This window comes from Streptomyces sp. NPDC059256 (assembly GCF_042753785.1).
GTDB lineage: Bacteria > Actinomycetota > Actinomycetes > Streptomycetales > Streptomycetaceae > Streptomyces.
The window spans coordinates 60506-83335 of the sequence record NZ_JBHYZO010000024.1 but is presented as its reverse complement, the minus strand read 5'-3'; the positions used below and the strand labels follow the sequence as shown (position 1 = coordinate 83335).

Sequence of the window (22830 nt, the reverse complement as noted above, 5' to 3'; positions counted from 1 at the left end):
CATGCGCGGCACCGTAGTCATTGTGGGCTCCTCAGTCGCCGGGGTGCGCGCCGCCCAGGCGTTGCGCAACGAGGGCCACGGCGGGCGCATCATCCTCGTCGGCGCCGAGCCGGAACTGCCCTATGACAAACCCCCACTGACCAAACAGCTACTCTCCGGGACCTGGACCACCCAGAAGCTCGCCCTGCTCACCGAGGCCGAGGCCCTCACACTGGACATAGAGCTACGACTGGGGGTGGCCGCCCAGCACCTCGACCTGGCTGAACGCCGTGTCCTGCTCGCAGACGGCAGCGATGTCAGTTACCACACGTGCCTCATCGCCACCGGTGCCTCCGCCCGGCCCTCACCTTGGCGGGCAGCCTCCGGAGTGCATGTCGTACGTACCCTCGCCGACAGCCGTGCCCTACGCGCCGATCTTCGGCGTGGGGGCCCTGTGGTCGTCGTGGGAGGTGGCTTCATCGGCTCCGAGGTGGCCTCCACCGCGCTGCAACACGGGTGCGCGGTCACCATGGTCGACCCCCTGGAGGTCCCGATGGGCCGCCCCCTCGGACCGGAGGTGGGCCAGTACTTCACCGATCTCCACCGCCGCCATGGAGTTGCCACCCGCTTCGGAGTGGGAGTGCAGACGATCACCGGAGAAGCCGGCGACCTGCGTGTGGTGCTCACCGACGGACACACACTGCCCGCCGCGACCGTGGTCGTGGGCATCGGTGCCGTACCCAACGACGCCTGGCTGGCGTCCTCCGGACTGCTGCTCGACAACGGGGTCGTCTGCGATGAGTACGGCCGCGCGGTTGGCCGCCCGGACGTGTTCGCCGCAGGGGACGTGGCACGGTGGTTCCACCCCCGCCACCATGAGCACGTACGGGTGGAGCACTGGACCAACGCCGTCGACCAAGCCGTCTGCGCCGCTCACAACATCACCCACCCCCAGGATCTGAGGTCCCACTCCGGCGTGGAGTACGTCTGGAGCGACCAGTACGACTGGAAGATCCAGATCGTGGGCACACCGCCACGGGCATCGGGCCACAGCACGATCGGGCACTTCAGCGGCGCTTCCGCCCGGGGCGCCGTGCTCTACCACGACGCGGCCGACAGCCTGTGCGGCGCTGTGACCGTCAACTGGCCCCGTGCTCTGGTCGAGTGCCGACGGCTGGTGGCCACGGACACCCCCGTCGAAGTCGCCCTGGGCCGGGTCGGCCGGCTCGCCGCCAAGCCCGTACCCGCCGCTGGAGCCGCGTCATGACCCGGCGACCCCACGCCGATCTGCGCCAGTTGGTCTCCGACGCGTGTCGCGTGCTCGCCGCACGGGGTCTCGCGGATGGCATCCTGGGACACGTCAGCCTCCGCATCGGCACCAACGCCCTGCTCGTCCGATGCCGCGGCCCCCAGGAACGGGGCCTGCGCCACACGACCGCTTCCGACATCCACCTCGTCGACCTGGAGGGCGCCCCGGCCGCCGCCGGAGAACTCGACGGAGGGTGGGCACCACCGAACGAACTCCCCCTCCACACCGAGGTCCTGCGTCAACGGCCCGACGTCACAGCGGTCGTCCACGCGCATCCCCCGGCTGTCGTCGCGGCCGACCTCGCCGGGCTGGCGATCCGCCCGATCATCGGCGCGTTCGACATCCCCGGCACCCTGCTGGCCCGACACGGTGTGCCGGTCTACCCCCGGGGGGTGCTGATCCGCAACCGACTACTCGCCGCGGAGATGGCTAGGGCACTGGGGGCCAAGTCCGCTGTGGTGTTGCGCGCTCACGGCCTCACCAGCACCGGCGCGAGTGTGCAGGAAGCCGTGCTACGCGCCATCTCGGTCGACGCCATCGCGCGGCTCTCCCTGGACATCGCCAAGGCCGGCGGCACCTTGGTCGACCTCCCCGAGGACGACATGGCCGAACTGCCCGACCTGGGCAGCTCCTTCAACCACACAACGGCCTGGAACCACGAGCTCACCCGCTGCGATCCGGGCTACTGGCCAGCGAACGAGCCTGTGCGGTCGTAGGGCGGCCACACGTGAGTTCGAGCGGCGTCCCGCCGGGGATACCGCCTCCGTCCGCAACGGAATGCCGCTGGGCATCGAGCCTCTCGGTGCGCAGCGAAGGCATCAGCAGGGCCTCCCGGGTATCACGGGCCCTGCCGAATCGTGGCGGCACGGGTGGCCCACCACGTGACAAAGACGACAACGCCCTATGCACCGAAAGAGGGCAATAGGGCTTTAAATCAATGCACTGGGACGCCATCGGTGCGTTGATCAACCCGCGCCCCGTGCCGGTGGGTCTCGCGAGGGGCTTCCACGCCCTCACCCCCGCCGTCACCGTCCCGAAGTAACCCGTTGAACGAACCAGGAGACTCCCATGACCATCACCCTCAACCACACGATCGTGGTCTGCCAGGACAAACACCAGTCAGCTCAATTCCTCGCCGACATCCTCGGCCTTGAGGTCGCGGGAGTGTGGGGCCCCTTCGTCTCCCTCGTGGTTCCCCCCGTCGCGCTGGACTTCATCGACATCTCCGACTACCAGGCGGCCAGGTCGGATCTCATCGAGCCGCAGCACTACGCCTTCCTCATGGACGAGAAGGAGTTCGACGGGGTACTCGACCGCATCAAGTCCTCGGGCATCGAGTACTTCGCGGACCAGTTCCTTGAGGAGGCCGGTGAGATCAACCACCACTACAACGGGCGCGGTGTCTATCTGCGCGACCCCAGCGGCCACATCATCGAGTGCATCACCCAGCCCTACCAGGGGACTCCGCACGGTGTGGAGAAGGGCCGCTGGAGCGGTGCGAACGAACAGAGCTCCGAGGCATGATTTCCGGCCGGGACGACGGACTCCACGCTGCCCCGGAGTCCGTTCCCCAGTCATCCCCGGTCCGCCGAGTGCCCGGCCGGGCCCGGTGCGCCGGCAGACGAGAGGCCACCGGGCTCACCGTCAGCCCACGCCGCTACCGCTGTCGAGAGTGCTGACCGGGGCGCCGAACACCGGCGGGCCGGTCCGCATCGCAGTTGGCCGGCCTGCCCACAAGCCCTTGGGGGCCCGTACCCCAGCGGTCAGATCCGGCACCTCAGTCATGAGCGCCCGCGGGAGCGGACCCGCCTTCGAGTCCGGCGGTGATCGCATCCGAAGCTGTGGCCAGGGCCGCGAGGATCCGCTGCACACCGCGGGGTGAGTACCGCACGCTGGGCAGGGCGATCGACACGGCCGCGACCGTCGCTCCAGCACGGTCGCTCACCCCCCTGCCGACCGCGACGACGCCGCGCTCGGACCGCTCCATGTTTACGGCCACACCACTGCGCCTTACGGGGCGTAGATCTGCCGTGAGCTCAGCCAGTTCCGGCCAGGTGGAGGGCGATCCGCCGGTGGGCTCGGATGTGTAGAGCAAGGCCAGTTCGTCATCGCTGAGCGAGGCGAGCATCACCAGACCGCCGCTCACCAGGTGCGCCGGAAAGACCATGCCCTCCCGACTTCCGACCCGAAGCGCCTGGGCGCACTCGACCGAGGCGATGAATCGGACCGTTCGCCCCGTACGCACACAGAGGTTCGCCGTCTCCTCCAGGGTCTCCGCCAGGGCGGTCAGCGGTCCGAGTGCGGCGGCTCGCACGGCCCCGACGTTCGACTCCGCCGTAGCCGCGATCTCCAGGACAGGACCGGCCCGGTAGACACGGTCCTCGCCCTGCACGGCGAAGTCCCGGTAGACGAGTGTGGAGAGCAGACGGTGCGCTGTGGAGCGTGCAACGCCCACCCGCCGAGCGGCTTCGCTCACCGTGAGCGGTCCCTCGACCTGAAGGATCACCGCCAGCTGTAGCGCATGGTCGACGCTGGTCACCCCGTACGCCGGGGGGTTCTTCATCGACTTGGCCAAGCCGGTCACCGCTTCCGCAATCCGTTCTGCTCAGCAGAATCATCTATTCCCAATAGTGTCACAGAGCGCACCGTGGCCCTATGAGCGACCAAGACCCGAACGTGGTTTCGCCCGTCACTCTGACGGCCGATGACCAGCCCGGCCAACCGCCGGTCACCCCCGAACTCGAAGACCTCTACCGCGGATTCGAGAAGGCCCTGCTCGTACCGCTGTGGACCCGGATCGGCGACCTGATGCCCCCACATCCCCGATCGAAGGCACAGCCACACAGGTGGCAGTGGCAGACGCTGCTCGACCTGGCCGGCCGCTCCGGAGACCTGGTCGCAGTCGGCCGCGGCGGTGAGCGGCGGGCCATCGCGCTGGCCAACCCGGGCCTGGGCGGTCAGCCGTACGCCACGCCCACCCTGTGGGCCGCCATCCAGTACCTGATGCCCGGCGAGGACGCGCCCGAGCACCGGCACACCCAGAACGCCTTTCGGTTCGTCGTCGAAGGAGAAGGGGTGTGGACCGTTGTCGAAGGCGAGCCGGTACCCATGCGCCGCGGTGACTTCCTCCCGCAGGTGGGCATGGCCTGGCACGCCCACCACAACGCCGCCGACGCCCCGATGGCCTGGATCGACGGACTCGACATCCCCTTCCAGTACGGCGTCGAAGCACAGTTCTTCGACTTCGGCCGCGACGAACTGTCCGCAGCGGAACGCACCACACCCGACCGCTCCCGCTCCGAACGACTCTGGGCCCACCCCGGGCTCGCCCCCGCGTCATGTCTCACCCCCCGAGAGGGCACCCCCCTGTTGCGCTACCGGTGGGAGGAGACCGACGCCGCGCTGACCGACCAACTGGAACTGGAGCGCGCGGGCCACCCCGGCACCATCGAGCCCGGACACGCCCTGGTCAGATACATCAACCCCACAACAGCTCAGGATGCTCTACCGACCATCCGCGCCCAGTTCCACCGTGTCCGCAGCGGAGCGCAGACGGCCCCGCGCCGCGAGACCGGATCGTCGGTCTACCAGGTGTTCGACGGCTCGGGACTGGTGACCGTTGGTGATACCTCGTGGTCGGTCCAGCGCGGTGACCTGTTCGTCGTCCCCTCCTGGGCACCGCTGTCGATCCGGTCCGAGGCTGCCGCATCCGATTCCGACTCCGGCGCCCTCGACCTGTTCCAGTTCAGCGACGCCCCCGTCCTCACCAAGCTCAACTTGTTCCGCACGCACATCGAGGAGAACGCGTGAAGCTCGCAACCATCCGCCTCGCGGATCACACCGTCGCGGTCCGCGCCGAAGGAGACCTGCTGATTGAGCTCGGCCCGCCGGACGTGGGTGAGGTTCTCGCCTCCAGCACCGGACTCATGGACGCCGCGACCGCCGACGGCCGGACGCACCCCGCCGCCGACGCGGTGTACGCCCCACTCATCCCGCGTCCCGGCAAGGTGATCTGCGTCGGCCTCAACTACCAACGGCACATCAAGGAGATGGGACGGGACCTCCCCGAGTACCCCACCCTCTTCAACAAGTTCGCCGACACACTCATCGGCGCCCGGGACGACATCCTGCGTCCCTCCGAAACCGATTCGTTCGACTGGGAGGCCGAACTCGCCGTGGTCATCGGCCGGTCGGTGCGTCGCGCGGACGAGGCAGCGGCCGTGGCCGCCATCGCGGGTTTCACCGTGCTCAACGACATCACCTGCCGGGACTGGCAATTTCGCACCCGAGAGTGGCTCCAGGGCAAGAACTGGGAATCCACCACCCCAATCGGCCCCTACCTCGTCACGCCCGACGAAACCGGCGGCCCCCGCCCCGCCCTGAACATCCAGTGCGAGGTGAACGGCCAGGTGATGCAGCAGGACACCACCGGCGATCTGCTCTTCGACCCGGTCGACCTGATCCGCTACATCTCCACGATGGTCACGCTCAACCCCGGCGACATCATCGCCACCGGTACGCCCGGCGGTGTCGGCCACGCCCGTAAGCCCCCCGTCTACCTCCAGCACGGCGACACCGTCGTCACCGAGATCGAGTTCTTGGGCCGGCTGGAGAACCGCGTCGTCTCGGAAGGGATCTGAAATGCCCACGCCACACACCACACTCGCCTGGATGGCCGAGGGCAACGCACTGTGCCTCAGGGCCCTCGACGGCCTCGACGAGACCTCGTACGGCGCTCCCTCACTGCTGCCTGGCTGGACCCGCAAGCATGTCGTGGCCCACCTCGCCGGCAACGCGGAGGCCCTGGGAAACCTGGTGCAGTGGGCCCGTACGGGTGAGCCCACGCCCATGTACAGCTCTCCTGAACAGCGCACGGCCACCATCGAATCAGGCGCGACCCTGCCCGGCGCCCAGCTCACCACGTGGTTCACGGACTCCGCACGAGCCTTGACCGACGCCATGGCCACACTCACCGAGGACCAGTGGTCGGCTCTCGTGGTCACCGTCCAGGGGCGGACGGTGCCGGCGAGCGAGACACCGTGGATGCGTAGCCGCGAGGTCATGGTCCACGCCGTCGACCTGGGCACCGGGGTGCGGTTCACGGATCTGCCTACCGCGTTCCTCACCGAACTCCGTGCGGACATCCGTACCAAACGCGGCCCGGACACCCTTCCCATCACGCAGGGCCATCCGGCGGAAGTCACCGCGTACCTCGCGGGCCGCCCCTACTCCGGTGTCACCACCACCAACGGCACACCGGCCGAGCCCCTGCCACCGTGGCTGTGACCCACTACAACTCCTGGGCCACGCAACACCACCCGGAACGACACGGAACACCGAGGAAGTGAACATGAGCACCACAGACGGCCACGGCCCTGACGCACTGGTGATCGGCGGCGGGATCGGTGGCCTTTCGGCAGCGCTGGCCCTGGCCCGCGCAGGGGTGAACGTTCGGCTCTACGAGCAGGCGCCGAATTTCGGCGAAGTCGGCGCGGGACTTCAGATCGCACCGAACTGCACCCGCATCCTGCATGAGTACGGGCTACTCGAAGAGGCCACGGCGCTCGGGGTGACGCCCGAGCACATGGTCATGAAGGACGCCCTCGACTCTGCCGAACTCACCCGCCTGGACCTGGGGGACCTACACCGCCGCTACGGCTTTCCCTACATGGTGATCCACCGTAGCGACCTGCACGGTCTCTTCCTCCGCGCCTGCGAGCGGCTGGGCGTCGAGTTGGTGAACGACGCCCGGTGCGTGGGATACGAGAACACCGCGGGCGGCGCCCGTGTCACCTTCGCCGACGGCCGGACCGACGAAGCCGAGGTCGTCATCGCCGCCGACGGTCTCCACTCGGTCGCGCGCGCACTCCTCGTGGACGACGAGACGGTCAACTCGGCATACGTCGCCTACCGCGCCGCGATCCCCTCCGACCAGGTGCGGGACCACGACGTGCAGGAGAACGACGTCGTGGTGTACGTCGGACCGCGCTGCCACTTCGTGCAGTATCCGCTGCGCGGCGGCGAGATGTTCAATCAGGTGGCCGTCTTCGAGTCGCCCAAGGCACTGACCGGCGCGGAGGACTGGGGAACGCCCGACGAACTCGACCGCGCGTTCGAGGGCACCTGCGACGCGATCCAGCGTGGCCTGCCACTCATGTGGCGCGACCGCTGGTGGCGTATGTTCGACCGCGACCCCATCGCCACCTGGGTCAACGGCCGGGTCGCCCTGCTCGGAGACGCCGCCCACCCACCACTGCAGTACATGGCCCAAGGCGCCGTCATGGCCATCGAGGACGGCTGGGTCCTCGCTGAACACGTCCGCGCCCAGCGGGCCCAGCGCTCGGCACGGACATCCGGCATCGACTGGGAGAAGGCCCTCGCAGCGTACGAAGCGGTACGCCCCGAACACTGCCGCCGGGTCATCACCACCGCACGCCAATGGGGCGAGCTATGGCACCTCGACGGGGTCGAACGGCTCCAGCGCAATGCGCTGCTGCGCTCCCGAGACACCTATGACTACACCTTCACCGACTGGATCTACGGCCCCACGGCCCTGACACCAGAAGAGGAGCCGGGGCTCTACCCGAGGATTCCGCTGGGCTCGGTGTCTCCCATTTCGTAGCAGCCAGATCCCGTACCGGACAACGCCAGGGACCATGTTCACGGCACCCGCCACGCGCAGTGATTTCCGGGGCTCGACCGACGCCCAATACCGGTCCCTGACCGTCATGTGAGCGTTCCTTCGCTTGACGCCCATCTGACGGTCAGGACCCAGAACTCGGCGCAATCACGCGGCGGAAGTAGCCTCTGAACTGCCCTTATGAGCATGGATACCCAGGCCGACATCCTTCCGATGACGCACCATGTGGAGTGCGTGGCCGCCTCGAACGCCTTCCGCCAATGGCCGAGATCTCTGTTGTGTCCCGTCGCCGTCTTGCACTGCTCTGGCTTCGGGACTCCAGCACCGCACCGTCCGTCGTACTGCGACTGCGTCTAATGCGCCTACCGCTGAGGGGCAGTTCGTCTCTGTCAGGCCCTGCTGCCCCTCTGGCTACGACGCAAACCACCAGCACACCACCACCCGATGTCTGCTCTGGCCAACGTAGATTTTCGTGAGTCCGAGAGTGAGGCAATCGGACCCTGCCGGGTTGAGAGACGCACACTGGGGAACAAGGAGACGGTTAGGCAGACCGGGCAGCAACGAGCCGAAGGGCAGGGTGAACTTGATGGAAACCATGTGCGCCGACGCCACGACCATCCGCTCCGCGACCGCCGTCGCCACCGCCCGCCAAAACACCCGCGCCTTCCTCAACGGGCTGGTGCACCCGGTCGCTGCCGCCACAGCCGACACCGTGGTACTCGTCGTCTCGGAACTCGTCACCAACGCCCTGCGCCACGGCGGCGGCACCTGCACCCTGGACCTGACCGCGTACCCGGACAGCATCGAGGTAGCTGTTCACGACCCCAGCCCGCAACTGCCCCGGATGCGTACCCCCGACCTGAACGGCGGCACCGGAGGCTTCGGCCGGCACATGGTCGACCACCTCGCCCGCACCACCGCAGTCACCCGCCGGCCAACTGGGGGCAAGACCATCAGCGCCCTCTTTACCCGCTAGCACCAAAAGCGACCGACACGACCGGGTATCACCCAGATCAACCGACCGCCATCCAGAGACTGCCCTGACCGGCACATCCGTCTCACCACCACGGCACGCGGCCGAAAGGAGATCTGGATGGTAGGCGCTGACAAGTGGTGCAACCCGGATGATGACCTGCCTCAGGACTTCCACTTCCAGGCCCGGGCGGGGCAGGGAACGACCGGGAGCCGCGCAAGCCGCTGGACGCTGCGCTGTTCATCGACGAGCGCGGACAGACGACGGCCGAACTGTCCCTGCTGAACGAACACATGCCCAAGCTGTTCTCGCCGGACATTGCCCAGTGGAAGTCCGGGACGATCCGGCTCACGGCTCCTATGGATCTGATCGGGACTCACCTGTGAGGCCACATGCACAGCGGTGGCCCGGACCTCGGCGTGGGTTGGTGACACCGCCGTGGGCCAGATCAGCCGCCGACGGCCTCCACTTCGTGCCAGAGAATCCCCGGGTGACCTCAACTCCAGGGAAGCCGCGAGCGATCCGCAACCGCGCCACTCTTGAGCACGCTATCTCCACCCTGAGCCCGCAGTCCTTGGCCCCTTCCGCTCCCGGACCGTGCAGTGTGCGCGCTCACGGCGGTCGGCGGCCACTGATGACACAGAAGCGGACCGACTCGTGGGCGCGGCTGGTCGACACAGGATCTGCTTACCGGCGCCGGGTACCCAAGGCCACTCGCCGAGCAGGTCAAATTCAGGTCCCGGGGCTCGGGTCCCGGGGTACACAGTCGGGGCAACCTCGATGGCCACCAAAACGTTGTGTGTCTGAGCCTTGCTGGGGATCATCGCAATGCTCTGTGGACCTGGATCGGTGTCCCATCCACTGGCAGGAGTTTGGTGGCTGCTGCGCGGCTCCCGCTACTCTTCGCCGATCACACGTTCAGCCAGGGGGTTCCACCATGCGCCACCGCATTCTGATCACAGCCGTCGCCGTCATCATTGCCGCCACCGCATGCACCGCCCCATCCGAGGACGCTCGCGTACAGCCCTCGGTCCTGGTCACCCAGGGCGCTCCCGCACCGAGTCAGACACCGTCCCTCGTGGTCCCTGATTCCAGCAAGCCGACCCCCTCCGTCCCGACCGCACCCAAGCTGACCCCTGTCACCATCGACGGCTGGCGCTACGGCTACGCCTGGCGGGGCTTCTTCACGGATGTGAAAGGCTTCGGGGGGCAGTACGACAAGCCCGGCGAGGTCCACGTCAACCTGACGGTACAGATGACCGTCACCGATGACCGCCGCCCGAAGATTCCGTCTCCGAACAGCCTGTGGGTGGGACAGAATTACGGCTTCAACTTCTTCGTCCGTCCCCCGAAGCTCCCCGGCTGCATGCCCCTTGAGGAGGTCGGCCTGTGCGAGCTGACCTCCGGCCCGTTCTACAGCGGATGCGAGGAGCAGCGCGATGACGGCGACGGCACAAGTTTCGCCCCGCGAGGCGAAATAGTCATGAGTTGCCGTATCGACGCCTCGTTCCCCGAGTCCGTGAAGCCGAGTGATTTCAAGGTCGGTGTCAGGGTTGAGGAATGCTGCGAGACGGATGTCGCGTACCGGGTGTGGCTGCCGTTCCAGGACCTTCCTCAGCCGCCACCAGTGACGGAGTCTGAGAGGGGACGGCCCTCGCCGGGGGCTCGCTACCTGTGACTCAATCCGCCCCGGCCCGCCCAGTGGACGGCCCGCTTCCCCAACCTCACCGGAAGGGGAAGCACTACGAGTGACAGCCTCCGCCGAGTGGCTGTCCGTACCGGCCGTACCACCAGCCGGCCAGACCGGTATGGATCACCGACTGACCGGCGCATGTCATAGAAATCGAGGTCCCGGGACCATCCCCGCAGCGCGGGGACCACGAGAACCACTCCTGGAACCCAAGTCAGCACGGCGGGGCCTCTTCGTTGTTCGTACGACCCGAGCGGCCCGGACTGTGATGGGAGTTCAGCGGGCTGCTAGGAGCGGCGGCCTGGGCTGGGCCCTGTCCTGTTCCGTGGCCCTCCGGCGCTGACGGCGAGAGGCTGCGGAGCGGGGCTGAGTGTTCGTCACTTGCCCCGGTTGCCGCGGCGCTTGTTGCGGCGCTTGCGGGTGGCCTGTCGGGTCGGGGTGGCGTCGACCATTCCCGCCGTCACCGCGGCGAGGGCGAGTGCGGCCAGGTCGATCCAGTTCTCGGGAATTCCCATGGCCAGGAGTGCCACTCCGAGGGTCATCAAAGCTATGGCCCTGAGGGGCTTGTTGCGGAGGAGGCGCGCGCGGCGGTTGTTCGGACGCTTCTGCAAGACACTGCCTTCCAGTTTCGTGGAACGGGTGGAAGGCCAGACTGCACCGGTGGTTTGATGTCCGTTTACGTCCGTTCGCGTCCGTTGTTATCCGCGCAGGTCAGAGGGCCAAAGTGCGGACAAAAACCGGGACACGGGGGAAAGTTCGATCCCTACGGAGGCGTTTTCAGTGTACGACGAGGACCTGCCGACTCATCAGTTCAAAGATCGGCGTGCTGAGCCCACGGGGGACACGCACGAGGCAAATGAACTCGCGGAGTGGTTACGTGCCCGTGTGGGCACCAGGAGTCTGCGGAAGTTGGCAGTTGAGTTCCCCAGCGGTCGCACCCAGTGGAACGACTACATCAACGGCCGCAAGTTGATCCCGGCGGACCTACTGAAACTGGTTGTCGACAAGTTGGTACCGCCGGGAGAGCAGGAGCGTCAGCGGAAGAAGGGACTTGCTCTGCTGGAAAAGGCCAAATCAGCGGCCAAGTCTCCCAATATCTCCCCGGGCAGCACGCCGCGCGAATACGAGATGCGCCTGGACGACGTGCGACGCGGCCAGATCAAAGCGCAGGAGGCGGTACACGGTCTCACCAATGCCATCTGGATCATCATGAACGTGGTGACCGGCCTGAAACAGCGATGCACAGCTTTGGAGGCTGAACGGGATCAAGTACGCCTGCGGCTGCAGGATGCAGAAGATACCGCCAACCAGCAGCGTGCGAAGGAGAACAGCAGACGCGCTGCCGAGGACCTACGCAGTCTCAACCAGACCGAGCAGGACCTAGCCGAGAACAAGCGGTTGCTCGCGGAGTTGACGAAAAGACTGGATCGCGCTCAACGGGAAAAGGAGGAAGCAGAGGGCCTGCGGATCGAGGCGCTGCAGCAGGTCGAAGAGTATCGCCGCGCGCTCATGCAGCTCACCGGACGCGACGCTCCCGCCGGTCCTGATGACGCGGACCTCGATTCGGTCCCCTTCCCGCAACTGCGGGAAGGGGAGTACGACCGGTTCCTTGAGATCGCTGACAGGCAGCTCGACCTCCACACCGCCAGCATGAACGCGGTCCGCGAGCAGATCGGTCTCCCTGTTCCGTCGGACGCCTCTCAGGAGACGCGGACGATCCCGGGCCAGGTCGTCCCCAGCCCGTCCACGGACAGCACGGACACCGCCACCGCCAGCGGTAACCCCGTCCCCGTGCCGTCCACGGACAGCACGGACACCCACTCCGCCACTCCGTCCGGGAGCATCGCCCCGCAAGGCCGCGGCCCCGTGCCTCCGACGGGCACGATCGGGGCGCAATCCCGCAGGAAGCGCAGAGGTCTGCGCGCCGCGCTGATCGGGGCGGCCTGTCTCGCCCTCATCGCCAGCGGTGGCTGGGGCGCCTGGGACCACTACCACCCGGATTACGGTTGGTCGGACTCGAAAGCTCTGCGGGATGCGAGGAAACGAGGACACCTGAGGATCGGTGTCAAGGCAGGCCAGCCCGGACTGAGTGAGAAAAATAGTTCCGGAAAGTGGGAAGGGCTCGATATCAGGGTCGCCGAAAAGATTGCAGAATATCTCGACTTCAAGAAAGATGAGATTCGTTTCATTCCCACCGCCACCGCAGACCGCGAAGAGGAGGTGGCGAAGGGAAAAGTCGACTTCTTCGTAGGCAGCTATAGCATCACTAAAAAGCGCAAAGAGGCAGGCGTGGAGTTCGCCGGCCCCTACCTCCTCACCGATCAGAGAGTCCTCGTATATACAAAGAGTGGAAACCCTGAGGAAACCTATGTGTACAACAAGGAGAAGGGTGGGCTGGAAACTGTACCGATCAATTCCGTCCACGAATTCAAGAATGGCACAAGAGTGTGCACGACGAGAGGTTCAATCACCAAGGACATTCTAAAAAAGGAGGCGACACATCTGGTAGTCGATGACAGTAGTGTCGATTACCTCCCCTGCGTGGAGAAACTTAGAGATGGCAGTTCATCCGAGGATCCGGTTGCCGTGATTACGGATGCCCCCATCCTCCTGGGCTTCGCTAAACGGTATGAGAATCTGGCGGTAATCCGCGATCCCATCAAGGGGACGAAGACCAGCTGGGGTGTAGGGCTGGTAAAGGGCGACCCCGCACTGAAGCAACTGGTGTGTGAATCCATCGCAGAGCAAATCAAAGATGGGTCATGGGACAGACTGAAGGACGATCTGATGAAAGATTCCCGAGAGGGAAGTGAGGATTTCTATATCGAAGCTCCGAGGGAAGAGAAGGATCGAACCGAATGTCTCGACTAATTCGATCGCGCGTGTCGTCGGTGTAGCAGAAGATCAGTCCGTACCCGGTGGACACTTCGGGCAGGTGCACGCCCCAGGAGAACTCCCTCTACGGTGCTTGTCCATCGGGGTGAGGTTGAGACCTGGAGGGGCGAGTACGCGCGTCTGGATGAGGAGCGCGGTGTTCTCCAGGGGGCGGTGGTCCAGTTGAGGGAGGCGCTTAGCGGGCGGTCGAGGCAGGCCAGTGAGACCACAGCATCTCAGCCCTGGTCGAGGTGCTCAGGAAGTCGGAGCAGATGGCCCAGAGCAGCGGGGCACGGTAGTACGAGCCGCGAAATCGCCCCGCTGCCTCACGGGTAGGGGGCGGGAATCGGTCTGCTGGGGGCGGACCAAACCGCAGAGGGAGCTGGCCTTCAGCTGGATGTGGGGGTGGGGGTGACGCCAAGGGCCTTGCCCAGCCGGACCATGACAGCCGAGTAGTCGGCGTCACCCTTCATGAGGGCGGTCTTGGCCTTGGTGACCTGGGTGGCATCGTTGGCGGTGGAACCGGTGAGGCACTGGGTCGCTCCCTGCCGCAGGTTCACGAGCGCCGAGGACCACAGTGCCTGGGTGGGCGGGTCGGGGATGGGCTCAAAGTCCTTGATGATATTGAGGTCATGGTCAAGGTCTCTGCAGGCCGAGTGGACGTTCCTGAAGTCGGCAGGTGTGCTGGGGTCAATGGCCACGCTGCGCTTGAAGTTGCCGAGATTGCGGTCGAGGACGCCCATCCCCTGCTTGTGGCGCCCCTTCTCGAACCATGCGACGAGCTTGACCTGGTCATCCGCGGAGAGTGTCGGGGCATTGGCAGGTTGTGGTGTGCTGGCGACCGGAGACTTACGCGCGGATGACACCGCGTCGCTGCCGGGCGAGCCGTCGCTGCACGCAGCAAGGGGGGCTAGGGAAAGAACGATGGCGAGACGGAGTAACAGCGGACGCATGGAGACTCCCTTGAACGAAGATCTGAACACAGTACCGCCGCGCCAAGTTCGCTGAGTCGGATCTTCTGCCCACTCCGGACACCAACGGGAATGCGGACCGAGAAGGTGCGTCGTTCACTGGCGGCCTTGCCTCGGCTACGGGCCTGCTGGCAGCCGTGACGCCCGTCGGTGTACTCGCCCTGCGAGGAGGCCGTCCCGGTCACCGGGATGAGCGCGCAGGGTCGGCCCAGGCCCTACTTGTCCGCTGTCGCGTGCTGGTCGACTCGTCAGGCGTGTTGCCTGGAGATGAAGTTGGTTGCTGGGCAGCCGAGTTGGAATCGGCGTGCGGACGGGCTCCGTTTTCCACACAGCGAACCCGCAGGCTGCCGCAGCCGGTGACGCTGTCGTCCTCGCCGCCGTAGCCCAGCGTCTGGCCGAGTGGCAGCGCAACCCCCAGCACATCGACAAGGCCCGCTACAAGAACCGCCTATCCCTATGGCGGCAAGCCGTCCTCGACAGCATGCTCACCCCCACCGTCCTGTCCAGCACGGCCGGCCTTTCCGGGTATGACCACGTCTGGTTTACGACCGGCCGCGCCCGGGACAACCATGAGCGCGGCAAGCGTTCCCGTCCTGTTCCGGCATCCGGAGCAGGACCGCGCGCAGCCACCGCCCGTTCCACCGGCACCCCTCCGGTCCGCTCCGAGGCGTTCCGGCCGCCGGGACGCGCGGGCCCCCGGCCCGGCGTCCGCTTCTAGCCTTGCGGCCTTCCGCCCATGGAGAGCGGGAAGAGAGCGGAGGTACACATGGACGGCACAGCGCGCCAGCACCATGTCGTCGTCGGAGGCAGCGCGGCCGGGATCGCCGCCGCGCTGTCCATGCGGCAGCACGGGTTCCAGGGGCGGGTGACGGTCGTGGAGGCCGGAGGTGAACTCCCGTACGAGCGACCGCCGCTTTCCAAGGCCCTCACGGAGGCGGATCCGGCCTTCGCACGGCCCATCGTCCCCGAGTCCGTCTACACCGAGCAGCGCGTCGACCTCCGCCTGGGCACCCGGGTCCTGGCACTGGAGCCGGCGAGCCGGGCCGTGGTGCTGGACGACGGGCGGACGCTCCACGCCGACCGGGTGCTCCTGGCCACCGGGGTCATCCCGCTCACCCTGTCGGTCCCCGGCGCGGGGCTCACCGGCGTCGTCACCCTGCGCGACGCGCGGGATGCCCGCGTCCTGGCGGCACGGTTGCGGCGCGGCGGTCCGCTGGTCGTCGTGGGTGGGGGCTTCATCGGGCTGGAGGTGGCCGCCGTCGCCCGCGAGGCCGGGCTGGACGTCACGGTCGCCGAACTGGGCGCGCTACCGCTGGAGGGCCCGCTCGGGGCAGTGCTGGCACAACGGGTGACCGATCTGCACCGCGGGGCCGGGGTCCGGCTCCGTACGGGAGTCTCCGTCGCCGCCTTCACCGGTTCGGGAGAGGTCTCCGGGGTCCGGCTGACCACCGGCGAGGTGCTGGCCGCGGCGACCGTCGTGGTCGGGGTCGGGGTGCGTCCCGACACCTCCCTCGCCGAGCGCGCCGGGGTTCGTTGTGACCGGGGCATCGTCGTCGACCAGTACTGCCGCACCAGCGAGCCCTGGATCCTCGCCGCCGGTGATGTGACCAACCAGCCGCACCCCCTGCTGACCGCCCGGGGCCGTATCGAGCACTGGGACAACGCGCAGCGGCAGGGCGCGGTCGCCGGAGCCGTCATGGCGGGCGCGCCGCGCCCGCACACCGCGCTGCCGTACTTCTACTCCGAGCAGTTCGGCATGACCCTCCAGATGTACGGGCGGCCCTGCCCCGACGACGAGTTCGTCCTGCGCCGGGACGACCCCGCGGCGTCGGATGGCGGCTTCCTCGGCTTCTGGACCCGCCGGAACACCCTGGTCGCCGCCGCCGGAATGAACCGCCCCGGGGACCTGCGCGCGGCGCGTGTACTCATCGAGCGCCGCGTCCGGGTGGACGCCCCGGCCCTGGCGTCGTCCGCCACCGATCTGCGTGCCCTGGCCAGGGCACCGATGCCGTCCTGTACGCCGGAACGGCCCGTGGCCAGCTCTGCCGCCACCACCCCGGCCACGCCGGGACGAGAGGAGAACCAGTGACCGGACAACCGACCGGCGAAGAGCTCGACGAGATGATCGGGCGTATCGCGGACCGCCTGCACGAGGCACACCGCACCGGCGTGGCGATTGCGCCCGTACGGGACGAACTGCCCGCCGACGACGCGGCCTCCGCCTACGCGGTCCAGCGCCGGAACACTGAACGCTGGGCCGCCGAGGGGCGACGCCGGGTCGGATACAAGATCGGCCTCACCTCCGGGGCCGTACAGCGCCAACTCGGCGTGTCCCAGCCCGATTTCGGAACACTGTTCGCGGACATGGCCCACGCCGACGGGGCCGAGGTGGACCCTGGCTCCTTCATCGCGCCGCGGGTGGAGGCCGAAGTGGCCCTGGTGCTCGACCGGGACCTGGATCTCGGGCGGCACACGGTCGCGGACGTCATCCGGGCCACCGCGTTCGCGCTGCCCGCGCTGGAGATCGTCGACAGCCGCATCGCCGACTGGGACATCGGTCTGGTGGACACCGTCGCCGACAACGGCTCCTGCGGGGCCTTCGTGCTGGGCACCGTTCCGGTGCCGCTCGCCCTCGTGAACCTGCGCGGCTGCGCCATGACCCTGACACGTTACGGCGAGACCGTCTCCCAGGGTTCCGGAGCGGACTGCCTGGGCCACCCCCTCACCGCCGCCGTCTGGCTGGCGGACACCCTCGGCGCGCTGGGCACCCCACTGCGCGCTGGCGACACCGTGCTGACCGGTGCGCTGGGCCCGATGACCGGACTCGGCCCCGTCCAGAGCTTCACCGCGCAAATCACCGGCCTCGGGTCGGTCACCGTACGGACAGGGAAGTGACCACGTGACAGGCCAGCGAATCAAGGCACCTTCCAGCACGTCCCGCACATCTCGCACGTCCCGCACGTCTCGCACCAAGGCGGCCATCATCGGGTCGGGCAATATCGGCACCGATCTGATGATCAAGGTTCTGCGCACCTCGGACGTCCTGGAGATGGGCGCCATGGTGGGCATAGACCCCGACTCCGACGGACTCGCCCGCGCCCGCCGGATGGGTGTTCCGACGACCTCGGACGGTATCGACGGACTCATCGCGATGCGCGGCTTCGACGAGATCGGCGTCGTCTTCGACGCCACCTCCGCCGGGGCCCACCTCCGGCACGACGCCCTGCTGCGGGAGCACGGCAAACAGGTCGTCGACCTCACCCCCGCGGCGATCGGCCCCTTCGTCATCCCGGCGGTCAACCTCGACGCCCATCTCGACTCGCCCAACGTCAACATGGTCACCTGCGGCGGACAGGCCACGGTGCCGGTCGTCGCCGCCGTCACCCGGCGCGCGCCGGTCATCTACGCGGAGATCGTCGCGTCCATCTCGTCCCGCTCGGCGGGGCCCGGCACGCGGGCCAACATCGACGAGTTCACCGAGACCACCTCCCGGGCCGTCGAGCAGGTCGGCGGGGCGCGGCGCGGCAAGGCCATCATCGTGCTCAACCCGGCCGAGCCGCCGCTGATCATGCGCGACACGGTCATCTGCCTGGCGGGCGCCGGGGATCCGGCGCTGATCGCGGACTCGGTGACCGCGATGGTCGCCGAGGTGGCCGCGTACGTCCCCGGCTACCGGCTCCGGCACCCGGTCCAGATCGACCCGGTGGACGACGCTCTGCGCGCCCGGCTGTTGCCGGGTGAGGCGGAGGAGGCCCGCTGGAAGGTCACCGCGCTGCTGGAGGTGGAGGGCGCCGGTCACTACCTGCCCGCCTACGCCGGAAACCTCGACATCATGACCTCCGCCGCGCTCCGGGTCGCCGAGCGCGTCGGCGGCGTACCCGAAGGAGCAGCCGCATGACCTCCCGTCTGTACATCCAGGACGTCACCCTGCGGGACGGCATGCACGCCATCGGCCACCGCTACGGCCTCGACGCGGTCCGCACGATCGCCCGCGCACTCGACGCCGCCGGGGTCGACTCCGTCGAGATCGCTCACGGCGACGGGCTCGCCGGGTCCAGTTTCACCTACGGATTCGGGGCCCACTCGGACGACGAGTGGATCACTGCCGCCGTCGGCGAGCTGGCGTCCGCGAAACCCGCCACACTCATCCTGCCGGGCATCGGCACCGCCCGGGATCTGCGCCGGGCGCACGCGCTGGGCATCCGTTCCGTACGGGTGGCGACCCACTGCACCGAGGCCGACGTCGCCGCCCAGCACATCGCTCTCGCCCGTGAACTGGGCATGGACGTCGCCGGGTTCCTGATGATGTCCCATCTCGCGGAGCCGGGTCCGCTGGCGGCCCAGGCACGGCTGATGGAGTCGTACGGCGCCCACTGCGTGTACGTCGTCGACTCCGGTGGCCGGCTCACCATGGACGGTGTCGGGGCCCGGGTGCGTGCCTACCGCGATGTCCTGGACGACTCCACCGAGATCGGTGTGCACGCCCATCACAACCTCGCTCTCGCCGTCGCCAATTCGGTGGTGGCCGTTGAGGCGGGCGCCGTACGGGTCGACGCCTCGCTGGCGGGACAGGGCGCGGGCGCGGGGAACTGCCCGATCGAGGCGTTCGCCGCGGTCGCCGACCTCCAGGGATGGAGCCACGGCTGCGACCTGTTCGCCCTGATGGACGCGGCCGACGACCTCGTCCGCCCGCTCCAGGAACGGCCGGTGCGGGTGGACCGGGAGACGCTCACCCTGGGGTACGCGGGCGTGTACTCGTCCTTCCTGCGCCATGCGGAGCGTGCCGCCGACCGGTACGGCCTGGACACCCGGGACGTACTGCTGGAGGTCGGCCGGAGGCGGCTGGTGGGCGGTCAGGAGGATCTGATCGTGGATGTGGCACTCGACCTGGTCGGTGCCGCGCGGTCCTCGACGACCGAGAAGTAGCCGGGCAGTCGGGCAAGGCGGACGACCGGACAAGCCGAACAATCGCACAACTGGGCACGGGCGGTGGATCCGGCCCCGGGGCGTACAGCCCGGGGCCGGATCCGCATGTGTGGGCTCGTTGCCGATGCCACGGGTTCGCCCATACTGCGCATTCCGAAGGGCGCGCCGAACTGCGCCGTTCCGAAGCGTGAGTTCCGATCCGTACGGCGAGGTCATGGCACCCGCCGGGCGCGCGATCACCGTACGTCCGGCCGGGGGACGGCCGAGCAGCCGTACCGCCGGGCGGCGCAACGGCCGAGCAGCACTGCCTGCGCGCCGAGTGCGGCGGGCCGGCAGTGCTGCTCGGTGATGATGCTCCGTGGTGCTGTTGGTGGTGTATCCCCGGGGTGACGGATCCCGCGGCGTTGCGTCCCCGTGTCAGGTGCCGGAGGCGGGCCGGGCCGGAACGCCCATGGTGCTGATGTCGATCACCGTCCCGGTCGTGTACGCCGACTCCTTCGCCGCGAGGAGTACGTACGGCCCGACGGCATGCTCGGGGCGGACGACCACCTTGAGCGCCGTGTACTCACGGGCGACGCGGTCGACGGGCAGCTCGCGGGTGATGGAGGTGTCCGCGAGCCCCATGGCCCGCGGTCCGCCGAGACCGGTCGCCATGACACCCGGCGCGACGGCGTTCACCCGGATCTCCGGGGCCAGTTCGTACGCCAACTGGCGGACCAGCCCGAGCCCCGCGTGTTTGGACGCCGTGTAGAGCGCGCCCCCGCCCTCGCCCGGGTAGAACGCCGCGTTGGAGAGCGTGTAGACGATGCTGCCCCGGGACCCACGCAGGAGCGGAGCCGCCGCCTTCGCCCCCAGCAGATAGCCTTTGACATTGACCGCGAACAGCTCGTCGAAGCCGTCGGCGAGCACCTCCGCGGGCGTTTCGGCGAGCGATCGGCCGAAGTCCCAGAGCCCGGCGTTGCCGATGAACGTGTCGAGGCCGCCGAACTCCTCCTCGGCCACGGCGCACGCGCGGGAGTTGTCCGCGTAGGACGTCACATCGCCGGTCACCGTGCGGACCGCGTCCCCCAGCGCGCCACAGAGGTCATCGAGCCGGTCCGCCGAGCGGTCGAGCACGACCACCCGCGCGCCCTCGGCGACGAAGCGTTCCACGACGGCCCGGCCGAGACCGGACGCCCCTCCGGTGACGAGTACCGATGTCCCCTCAAGCCACCCCATCGCGGGCTCCTTCCCCGGTCGCGCCCGCCGCGGCGGGGGGCTGCCGGGCGATTCGCACGTACACGTCTCCGTCCTCGACCCTGACCTCGTGTGTCCTGAGCGGCCGGAACGCGGGTGTGGTGAGCGCCGCTCCGGTGCGCAGACAGAACTTCGCCAGATGGAGCGGGCACTCGACGACGGCTCCTTCCTCCACCCAGCCGTCCGCGAGCGAGAAGGTCTCGTGCGTACATGTGTCGTCGACGCAGAACAGCTCGTCGCCGGACCGGAACACCGACACGGGTGGTGTGGTGTCCAGCCGTACCGCCTGCCCGTCCTGGACCTCGTCGGCGCGGCAGGCGCGGATCCACGGCTGCCCGCTGTCCCCGTTCACAGGAACACACTCAGGCTCGGTGCCAGCAGGGTCGTCGTGTCGAGCACGATCCTGCGGCGGGCGACCTGGAACCCCGCTGCCCCGGGCACCCGGCGCAGCAGATCGGTCCGCTCGCCGAAGAAGGAGTCGTGATGGCGTTCGCTCCTGCTGCGCAGCACATGGAAGTTGGCCCGTACCTCGAAGCAGCCGTCGCCCAGGTCCACGGCACGGATGTTGGTGATCAGCCGGCGTGTTCTCGACGGCGGTTCCTCCGACCACGACCTGCCGGACGCCAGACGCCGTACCCGTCCGGTCAGAAACGCCTTGTCGTCGTCGAAGAATGCGGCGCCGTCCGGGCCGGACACCTCGATGTCCCGTTCCCGGACGGTCCGGGTCATCCGCGTCGGCAGCCAGTAGTGCACATCGTCGCCGAACAGCTCCAACCACTCGTGGAACCGCTGGTCGTCGAGGAGTTCGGCCTCCAGGTAGAGGAACTGCTCGATCTCGTGTTGGACCGCCGCGTCGACCGGCGCACGCGTCCCCGCCGTGGTGGTGGTCATGGCGCCGACACCTCTCTCTCCTGCTCCTGTCGCCTGCTCCTGTCCAGCTCCGCGATCTCCTGCCAGGTCAGCCCGGACATGAGGTCGGCCCAGCGCCGGTACATACCGCGGGCCGCCATCTCGCTGTACATGTCGTCGGTGACCCGGCCGGGCATACCGTCGGTGCCGTGCTTCTCGTGGCCGAGGCCCATCCGGGCGTTCAGCATGGTCTTCCGGGCCATGTGCCCGCGCAGGACCTGCTGGATCTCGGTCCAGTTCTCCCCGTCGTCGGTCTCGAAGACCCCGGCCGGGCTGAACGTACGGATGGTGCTCCTCCGGATCTCCCGCTGGGCCTCCTCGGGTGCCCCCTTCGGCACGTACGTCCAGGCCCATACCTCGATCTGCCCCGGCCCGCGCGGATGCCAGACCCGCATCGTGTTGTTGATGTCGAGCCACGAGAAGTTGGGAAAGACCGTGTTGTGGCCGTGTACGTTCCGGGCCCGCTGCTCACCGAGGCGGTCGTGGATCCGCTCGCGGTTGGCCGTGAGCCAGGCATCGAACGCGGGGCCCACCTGGTGGGGGACGATGTCGGGGCGGAGTGCGAAACCCGAGCCGTGGCCGTTGCCGGAGAACTGGCGGCCCGGTTCCGTCAGCAGCGCCTGTGTCATCCGGGCGACCACGCCGGGATCGTCGACCATGGCCGTGAAAGCGGAAGCGTGGGAGAACGGCACGTGGTACATGTCGCTGTTGAACTGCTCGGCGGCGAACTTCCAGTTGCAGTCGATGACCCACTTCGTGGCGCCAGGAACCAGTGTGAGGCCGTCGTCGTACCGGTCCGCCATCGCATCGAAGTACCAGGCCATGTCGCCCAGGTACTCGTCGAACGGCGGGGCGTCCTCGTCCCAGGTGCCGAAGTGGAAGCCCCGGTGGCTGTGCAGTCGCGGTACCGGCCGCGGCCCCCACTGCGACTTGTCGATCTCCTCGTGGTACGCCCGCTCCTGCATCGGTACGTTCACCAGCTCGCCGGCCAGGTTGTAGGCCCACCCGTGGTAGCTGCACGTGAACGCCCGCGCCACGCCCTCGTCGGACCGGCAGATGCGCATGCCCCGGTGGCGGCACTGGTTCAGGAACGCCTTCACCGAGCCGTCCCGCTGACGGACCACCAGTACCGGGTCCTCGGCCATGTACGCCTGGACGAAGCTGCCCGGCCCGGGCAGTTGGCTGTCGTGGGCGAGGAAGAGCCAGCTGCGGGCGAAGATCCGCTCCAGCTCCAGTTCGTAGATCCCGGGGTCGGTGTAGATGCTGGGGTCGATCAGCCCTTCGTCGGGCCGGACCAGTTCACTGACATCGATCATGACGGTC

The 22830-nt window shown here is 68.1% G+C and carries 23 protein-coding genes; 15 read left to right on the top strand and 8 right to left on the bottom strand.

Going from position 1 to position 22830, the window contains the following annotated elements:
* Position 1: 1 nt before the first annotated feature.
* The 3 genes from ACFXJL_RS30600 to ACFXJL_RS30590 all read left to right on the top strand — a co-directional run bounded on the left by ACFXJL_RS30600 (position 2) and on the right by ACFXJL_RS30590 (position 2812).
* Entirely contained in the window at positions 2 to 1246 is a 1245-nt protein-coding gene (locus ACFXJL_RS30600) for an NAD(P)/FAD-dependent oxidoreductase (RefSeq protein WP_384697746.1), read from the top strand.
* The gene (locus tag ACFXJL_RS30595; protein ID WP_384697743.1) at positions 1243 to 2004 is read left to right on the top strand and encodes a class II aldolase/adducin family protein; all 762 of its coding nucleotides are present in this window, start codon (positions 1243 to 1245) and stop codon (positions 2002 to 2004) included. The genes ACFXJL_RS30600 and ACFXJL_RS30595 overlap by 4 nt, the downstream gene beginning before the upstream one ends.
* 352 nt (positions 2005 to 2356) lie before the next feature.
* A complete protein-coding gene (locus ACFXJL_RS30590; RefSeq protein ID WP_384697741.1) occupies positions 2357 to 2812 on the top strand; it encodes a VOC family protein in 456 nt (151 codons plus the stop codon).
* Positions 2813 to 3065: 253 nt separating this feature from the next.
* Here ACFXJL_RS30590 and ACFXJL_RS30585 read toward each other — a convergent pair whose 3' ends face one another.
* Complete coding sequence (locus ACFXJL_RS30585; RefSeq protein ID WP_384697738.1) at positions 3066 to 3872, bottom strand: IclR family transcriptional regulator; 807 nt, start codon at positions 3870 to 3872, stop codon at positions 3066 to 3068.
* Positions 3873 to 3943: 71 nt separating this feature from the next.
* Here ACFXJL_RS30585 and ACFXJL_RS30580 point away from each other — a divergent pair, with 71 nt between their 5' ends.
* From ACFXJL_RS30580 to ACFXJL_RS30560, 5 genes are all read left to right on the top strand, one after another.
* Positions 3944 to 5098: a cupin domain-containing protein gene (locus ACFXJL_RS30580; RefSeq protein WP_384697735.1), complete on the top strand. Its 1155-nt coding sequence runs from the start codon at positions 3944 to 3946 to the stop codon at positions 5096 to 5098.
* Positions 5095 to 5928, top strand: a complete 834-nt coding sequence (locus tag ACFXJL_RS30575; RefSeq protein ID WP_384697732.1) for a fumarylacetoacetate hydrolase family protein — start codon at positions 5095 to 5097, stop codon at positions 5926 to 5928. The genes ACFXJL_RS30580 and ACFXJL_RS30575 overlap by 4 nt, the downstream gene beginning before the upstream one ends.
* A 1-nt stretch (position 5929) precedes the next feature.
* Positions 5930 to 6574 carry a maleylpyruvate isomerase family mycothiol-dependent enzyme gene (locus ACFXJL_RS30570; RefSeq protein WP_384697729.1) on the top strand — a complete coding sequence of 215 codons (645 nt, stop codon included), beginning with the start codon at positions 5930 to 5932 and terminating at the stop codon, positions 6572 to 6574.
* Between the two features lie 64 nt (positions 6575 to 6638).
* Entirely contained in the window at positions 6639 to 7910 is a 1272-nt protein-coding gene (locus ACFXJL_RS30565) for an FAD-dependent monooxygenase (RefSeq protein ID WP_384697726.1), read from the top strand.
* A gap of 604 nt (positions 7911 to 8514) precedes the next feature.
* Positions 8515 to 8904, top strand: coding sequence for an ATP-binding protein (locus tag ACFXJL_RS30560; RefSeq protein WP_384644737.1), 390 nt, complete (start codon positions 8515 to 8517; stop codon positions 8902 to 8904).
* A gap of 161 nt (positions 8905 to 9065) precedes the next feature.
* Here the strand turns inward: ACFXJL_RS30560 and ACFXJL_RS30555 are convergent, their stop codons facing one another.
* Positions 9066 to 9194, bottom strand: a complete 129-nt coding sequence (locus tag ACFXJL_RS30555; protein ID WP_384697723.1) for a hypothetical protein — start codon at positions 9192 to 9194, stop codon at positions 9066 to 9068.
* 644 nt (positions 9195 to 9838) lie between these two features.
* Here ACFXJL_RS30555 and ACFXJL_RS30550 point away from each other — a divergent pair.
* A complete protein-coding gene (locus ACFXJL_RS30550) occupies positions 9839 to 10579 on the top strand; it encodes a hypothetical protein (RefSeq protein ID WP_384697720.1) in 741 nt (246 codons plus the stop codon).
* Between the two features lie 389 nt (positions 10580 to 10968).
* Here ACFXJL_RS30550 and ACFXJL_RS30545 read toward each other — a convergent pair whose 3' ends face one another.
* The gene (locus tag ACFXJL_RS30545; RefSeq protein ID WP_384697717.1) at positions 10969 to 11133 is read right to left on the bottom strand and encodes a hypothetical protein; all 165 of its coding nucleotides are present in this window, start codon (positions 11131 to 11133) and stop codon (positions 10969 to 10971) included.
* A 238-nt stretch (positions 11134 to 11371) separates the two neighbouring features.
* On the opposite strand from ACFXJL_RS30545, the gene ACFXJL_RS30540 reads away from it, so the two are divergent.
* The gene (locus ACFXJL_RS30540) at positions 11372 to 13462 is read left to right on the top strand and encodes a transporter substrate-binding domain-containing protein (RefSeq protein ID WP_384697715.1); all 2091 of its coding nucleotides are present in this window, start codon (positions 11372 to 11374) and stop codon (positions 13460 to 13462) included.
* Positions 13463 to 13854: 392 nt separating this feature from the next.
* On the opposite strand, the gene ACFXJL_RS30535 is transcribed toward ACFXJL_RS30540, so the two are convergent.
* Positions 13855 to 14418, bottom strand: a complete 564-nt coding sequence (locus ACFXJL_RS30535) for a hypothetical protein (RefSeq protein ID WP_358882022.1) — start codon at positions 14416 to 14418, stop codon at positions 13855 to 13857.
* Between the two features lie 322 nt (positions 14419 to 14740).
* Between ACFXJL_RS30535 and ACFXJL_RS30530 the strand changes: the two genes are divergently transcribed.
* Genes ACFXJL_RS30530 through dmpG form a run of 5 tightly spaced genes read left to right on the top strand, consistent with a single transcriptional unit; the run spans position 14741 to position 19362 of the window.
* Entirely contained in the window at positions 14741 to 15154 is a 414-nt protein-coding gene (locus tag ACFXJL_RS30530) for a hypothetical protein (RefSeq protein ID WP_384697712.1), read from the top strand.
* A 48-nt stretch (positions 15155 to 15202) separates the two neighbouring features.
* Positions 15203 to 16525: an NAD(P)/FAD-dependent oxidoreductase gene (locus ACFXJL_RS30525; protein WP_384697709.1), complete on the top strand. Its 1323-nt coding sequence runs from the start codon at positions 15203 to 15205 to the stop codon at positions 16523 to 16525.
* Positions 16526 to 16557: 32 nt separating this feature from the next.
* On the top strand, positions 16558 to 17331 hold the full coding sequence (locus ACFXJL_RS30520; protein ID WP_384697790.1) for a 2-keto-4-pentenoate hydratase: 774 nt from the start codon (positions 16558 to 16560) through the stop codon (positions 17329 to 17331).
* 19 nt (positions 17332 to 17350) lie between these two features.
* Positions 17351 to 18334, top strand: a complete 984-nt coding sequence (locus ACFXJL_RS30515) for an acetaldehyde dehydrogenase (acetylating) (RefSeq protein ID WP_384697787.1) — start codon at positions 17351 to 17353, stop codon at positions 18332 to 18334.
* Positions 18331 to 19362, top strand: coding sequence for a 4-hydroxy-2-oxovalerate aldolase (gene dmpG / locus ACFXJL_RS30510; protein WP_384697707.1), 1032 nt, complete (start codon positions 18331 to 18333; stop codon positions 19360 to 19362). The genes ACFXJL_RS30515 and dmpG overlap by 4 nt, the downstream gene beginning before the upstream one ends.
* A 417-nt stretch (positions 19363 to 19779) precedes the next feature.
* Here dmpG and ACFXJL_RS30505 read toward each other — a convergent pair whose 3' ends face one another.
* The 4 genes from ACFXJL_RS30505 to ACFXJL_RS30490 are packed head-to-tail and all read right to left on the bottom strand — an operon-like array spanning position 19780 to position 22823.
* Positions 19780 to 20580, bottom strand: coding sequence for an SDR family NAD(P)-dependent oxidoreductase (locus ACFXJL_RS30505; protein ID WP_358882017.1), 801 nt, complete (start codon positions 20578 to 20580; stop codon positions 19780 to 19782).
* A complete protein-coding gene (locus ACFXJL_RS30500) occupies positions 20567 to 20950 on the bottom strand; it encodes a bifunctional 3-phenylpropionate/cinnamic acid dioxygenase ferredoxin subunit (RefSeq protein WP_384697703.1) in 384 nt (127 codons plus the stop codon). Before ACFXJL_RS30500 ends, ACFXJL_RS30505 begins: the two co-directional genes overlap by 14 nt.
* Positions 20947 to 21489 (bottom strand): aromatic-ring-hydroxylating dioxygenase subunit beta, encoded by a 543-nt coding sequence (locus tag ACFXJL_RS30495; protein ID WP_384697700.1) that lies wholly within the window; start codon positions 21487 to 21489, stop codon positions 20947 to 20949. The genes ACFXJL_RS30500 and ACFXJL_RS30495 overlap by 4 nt, the downstream gene beginning before the upstream one ends.
* Positions 21486 to 22823, bottom strand: coding sequence for an aromatic ring-hydroxylating dioxygenase subunit alpha (locus tag ACFXJL_RS30490; protein ID WP_384697697.1), 1338 nt, complete (start codon positions 22821 to 22823; stop codon positions 21486 to 21488). Before ACFXJL_RS30490 ends, ACFXJL_RS30495 begins: the two co-directional genes overlap by 4 nt.
* Positions 22824 to 22830: the final 7 nt, after the last annotated feature.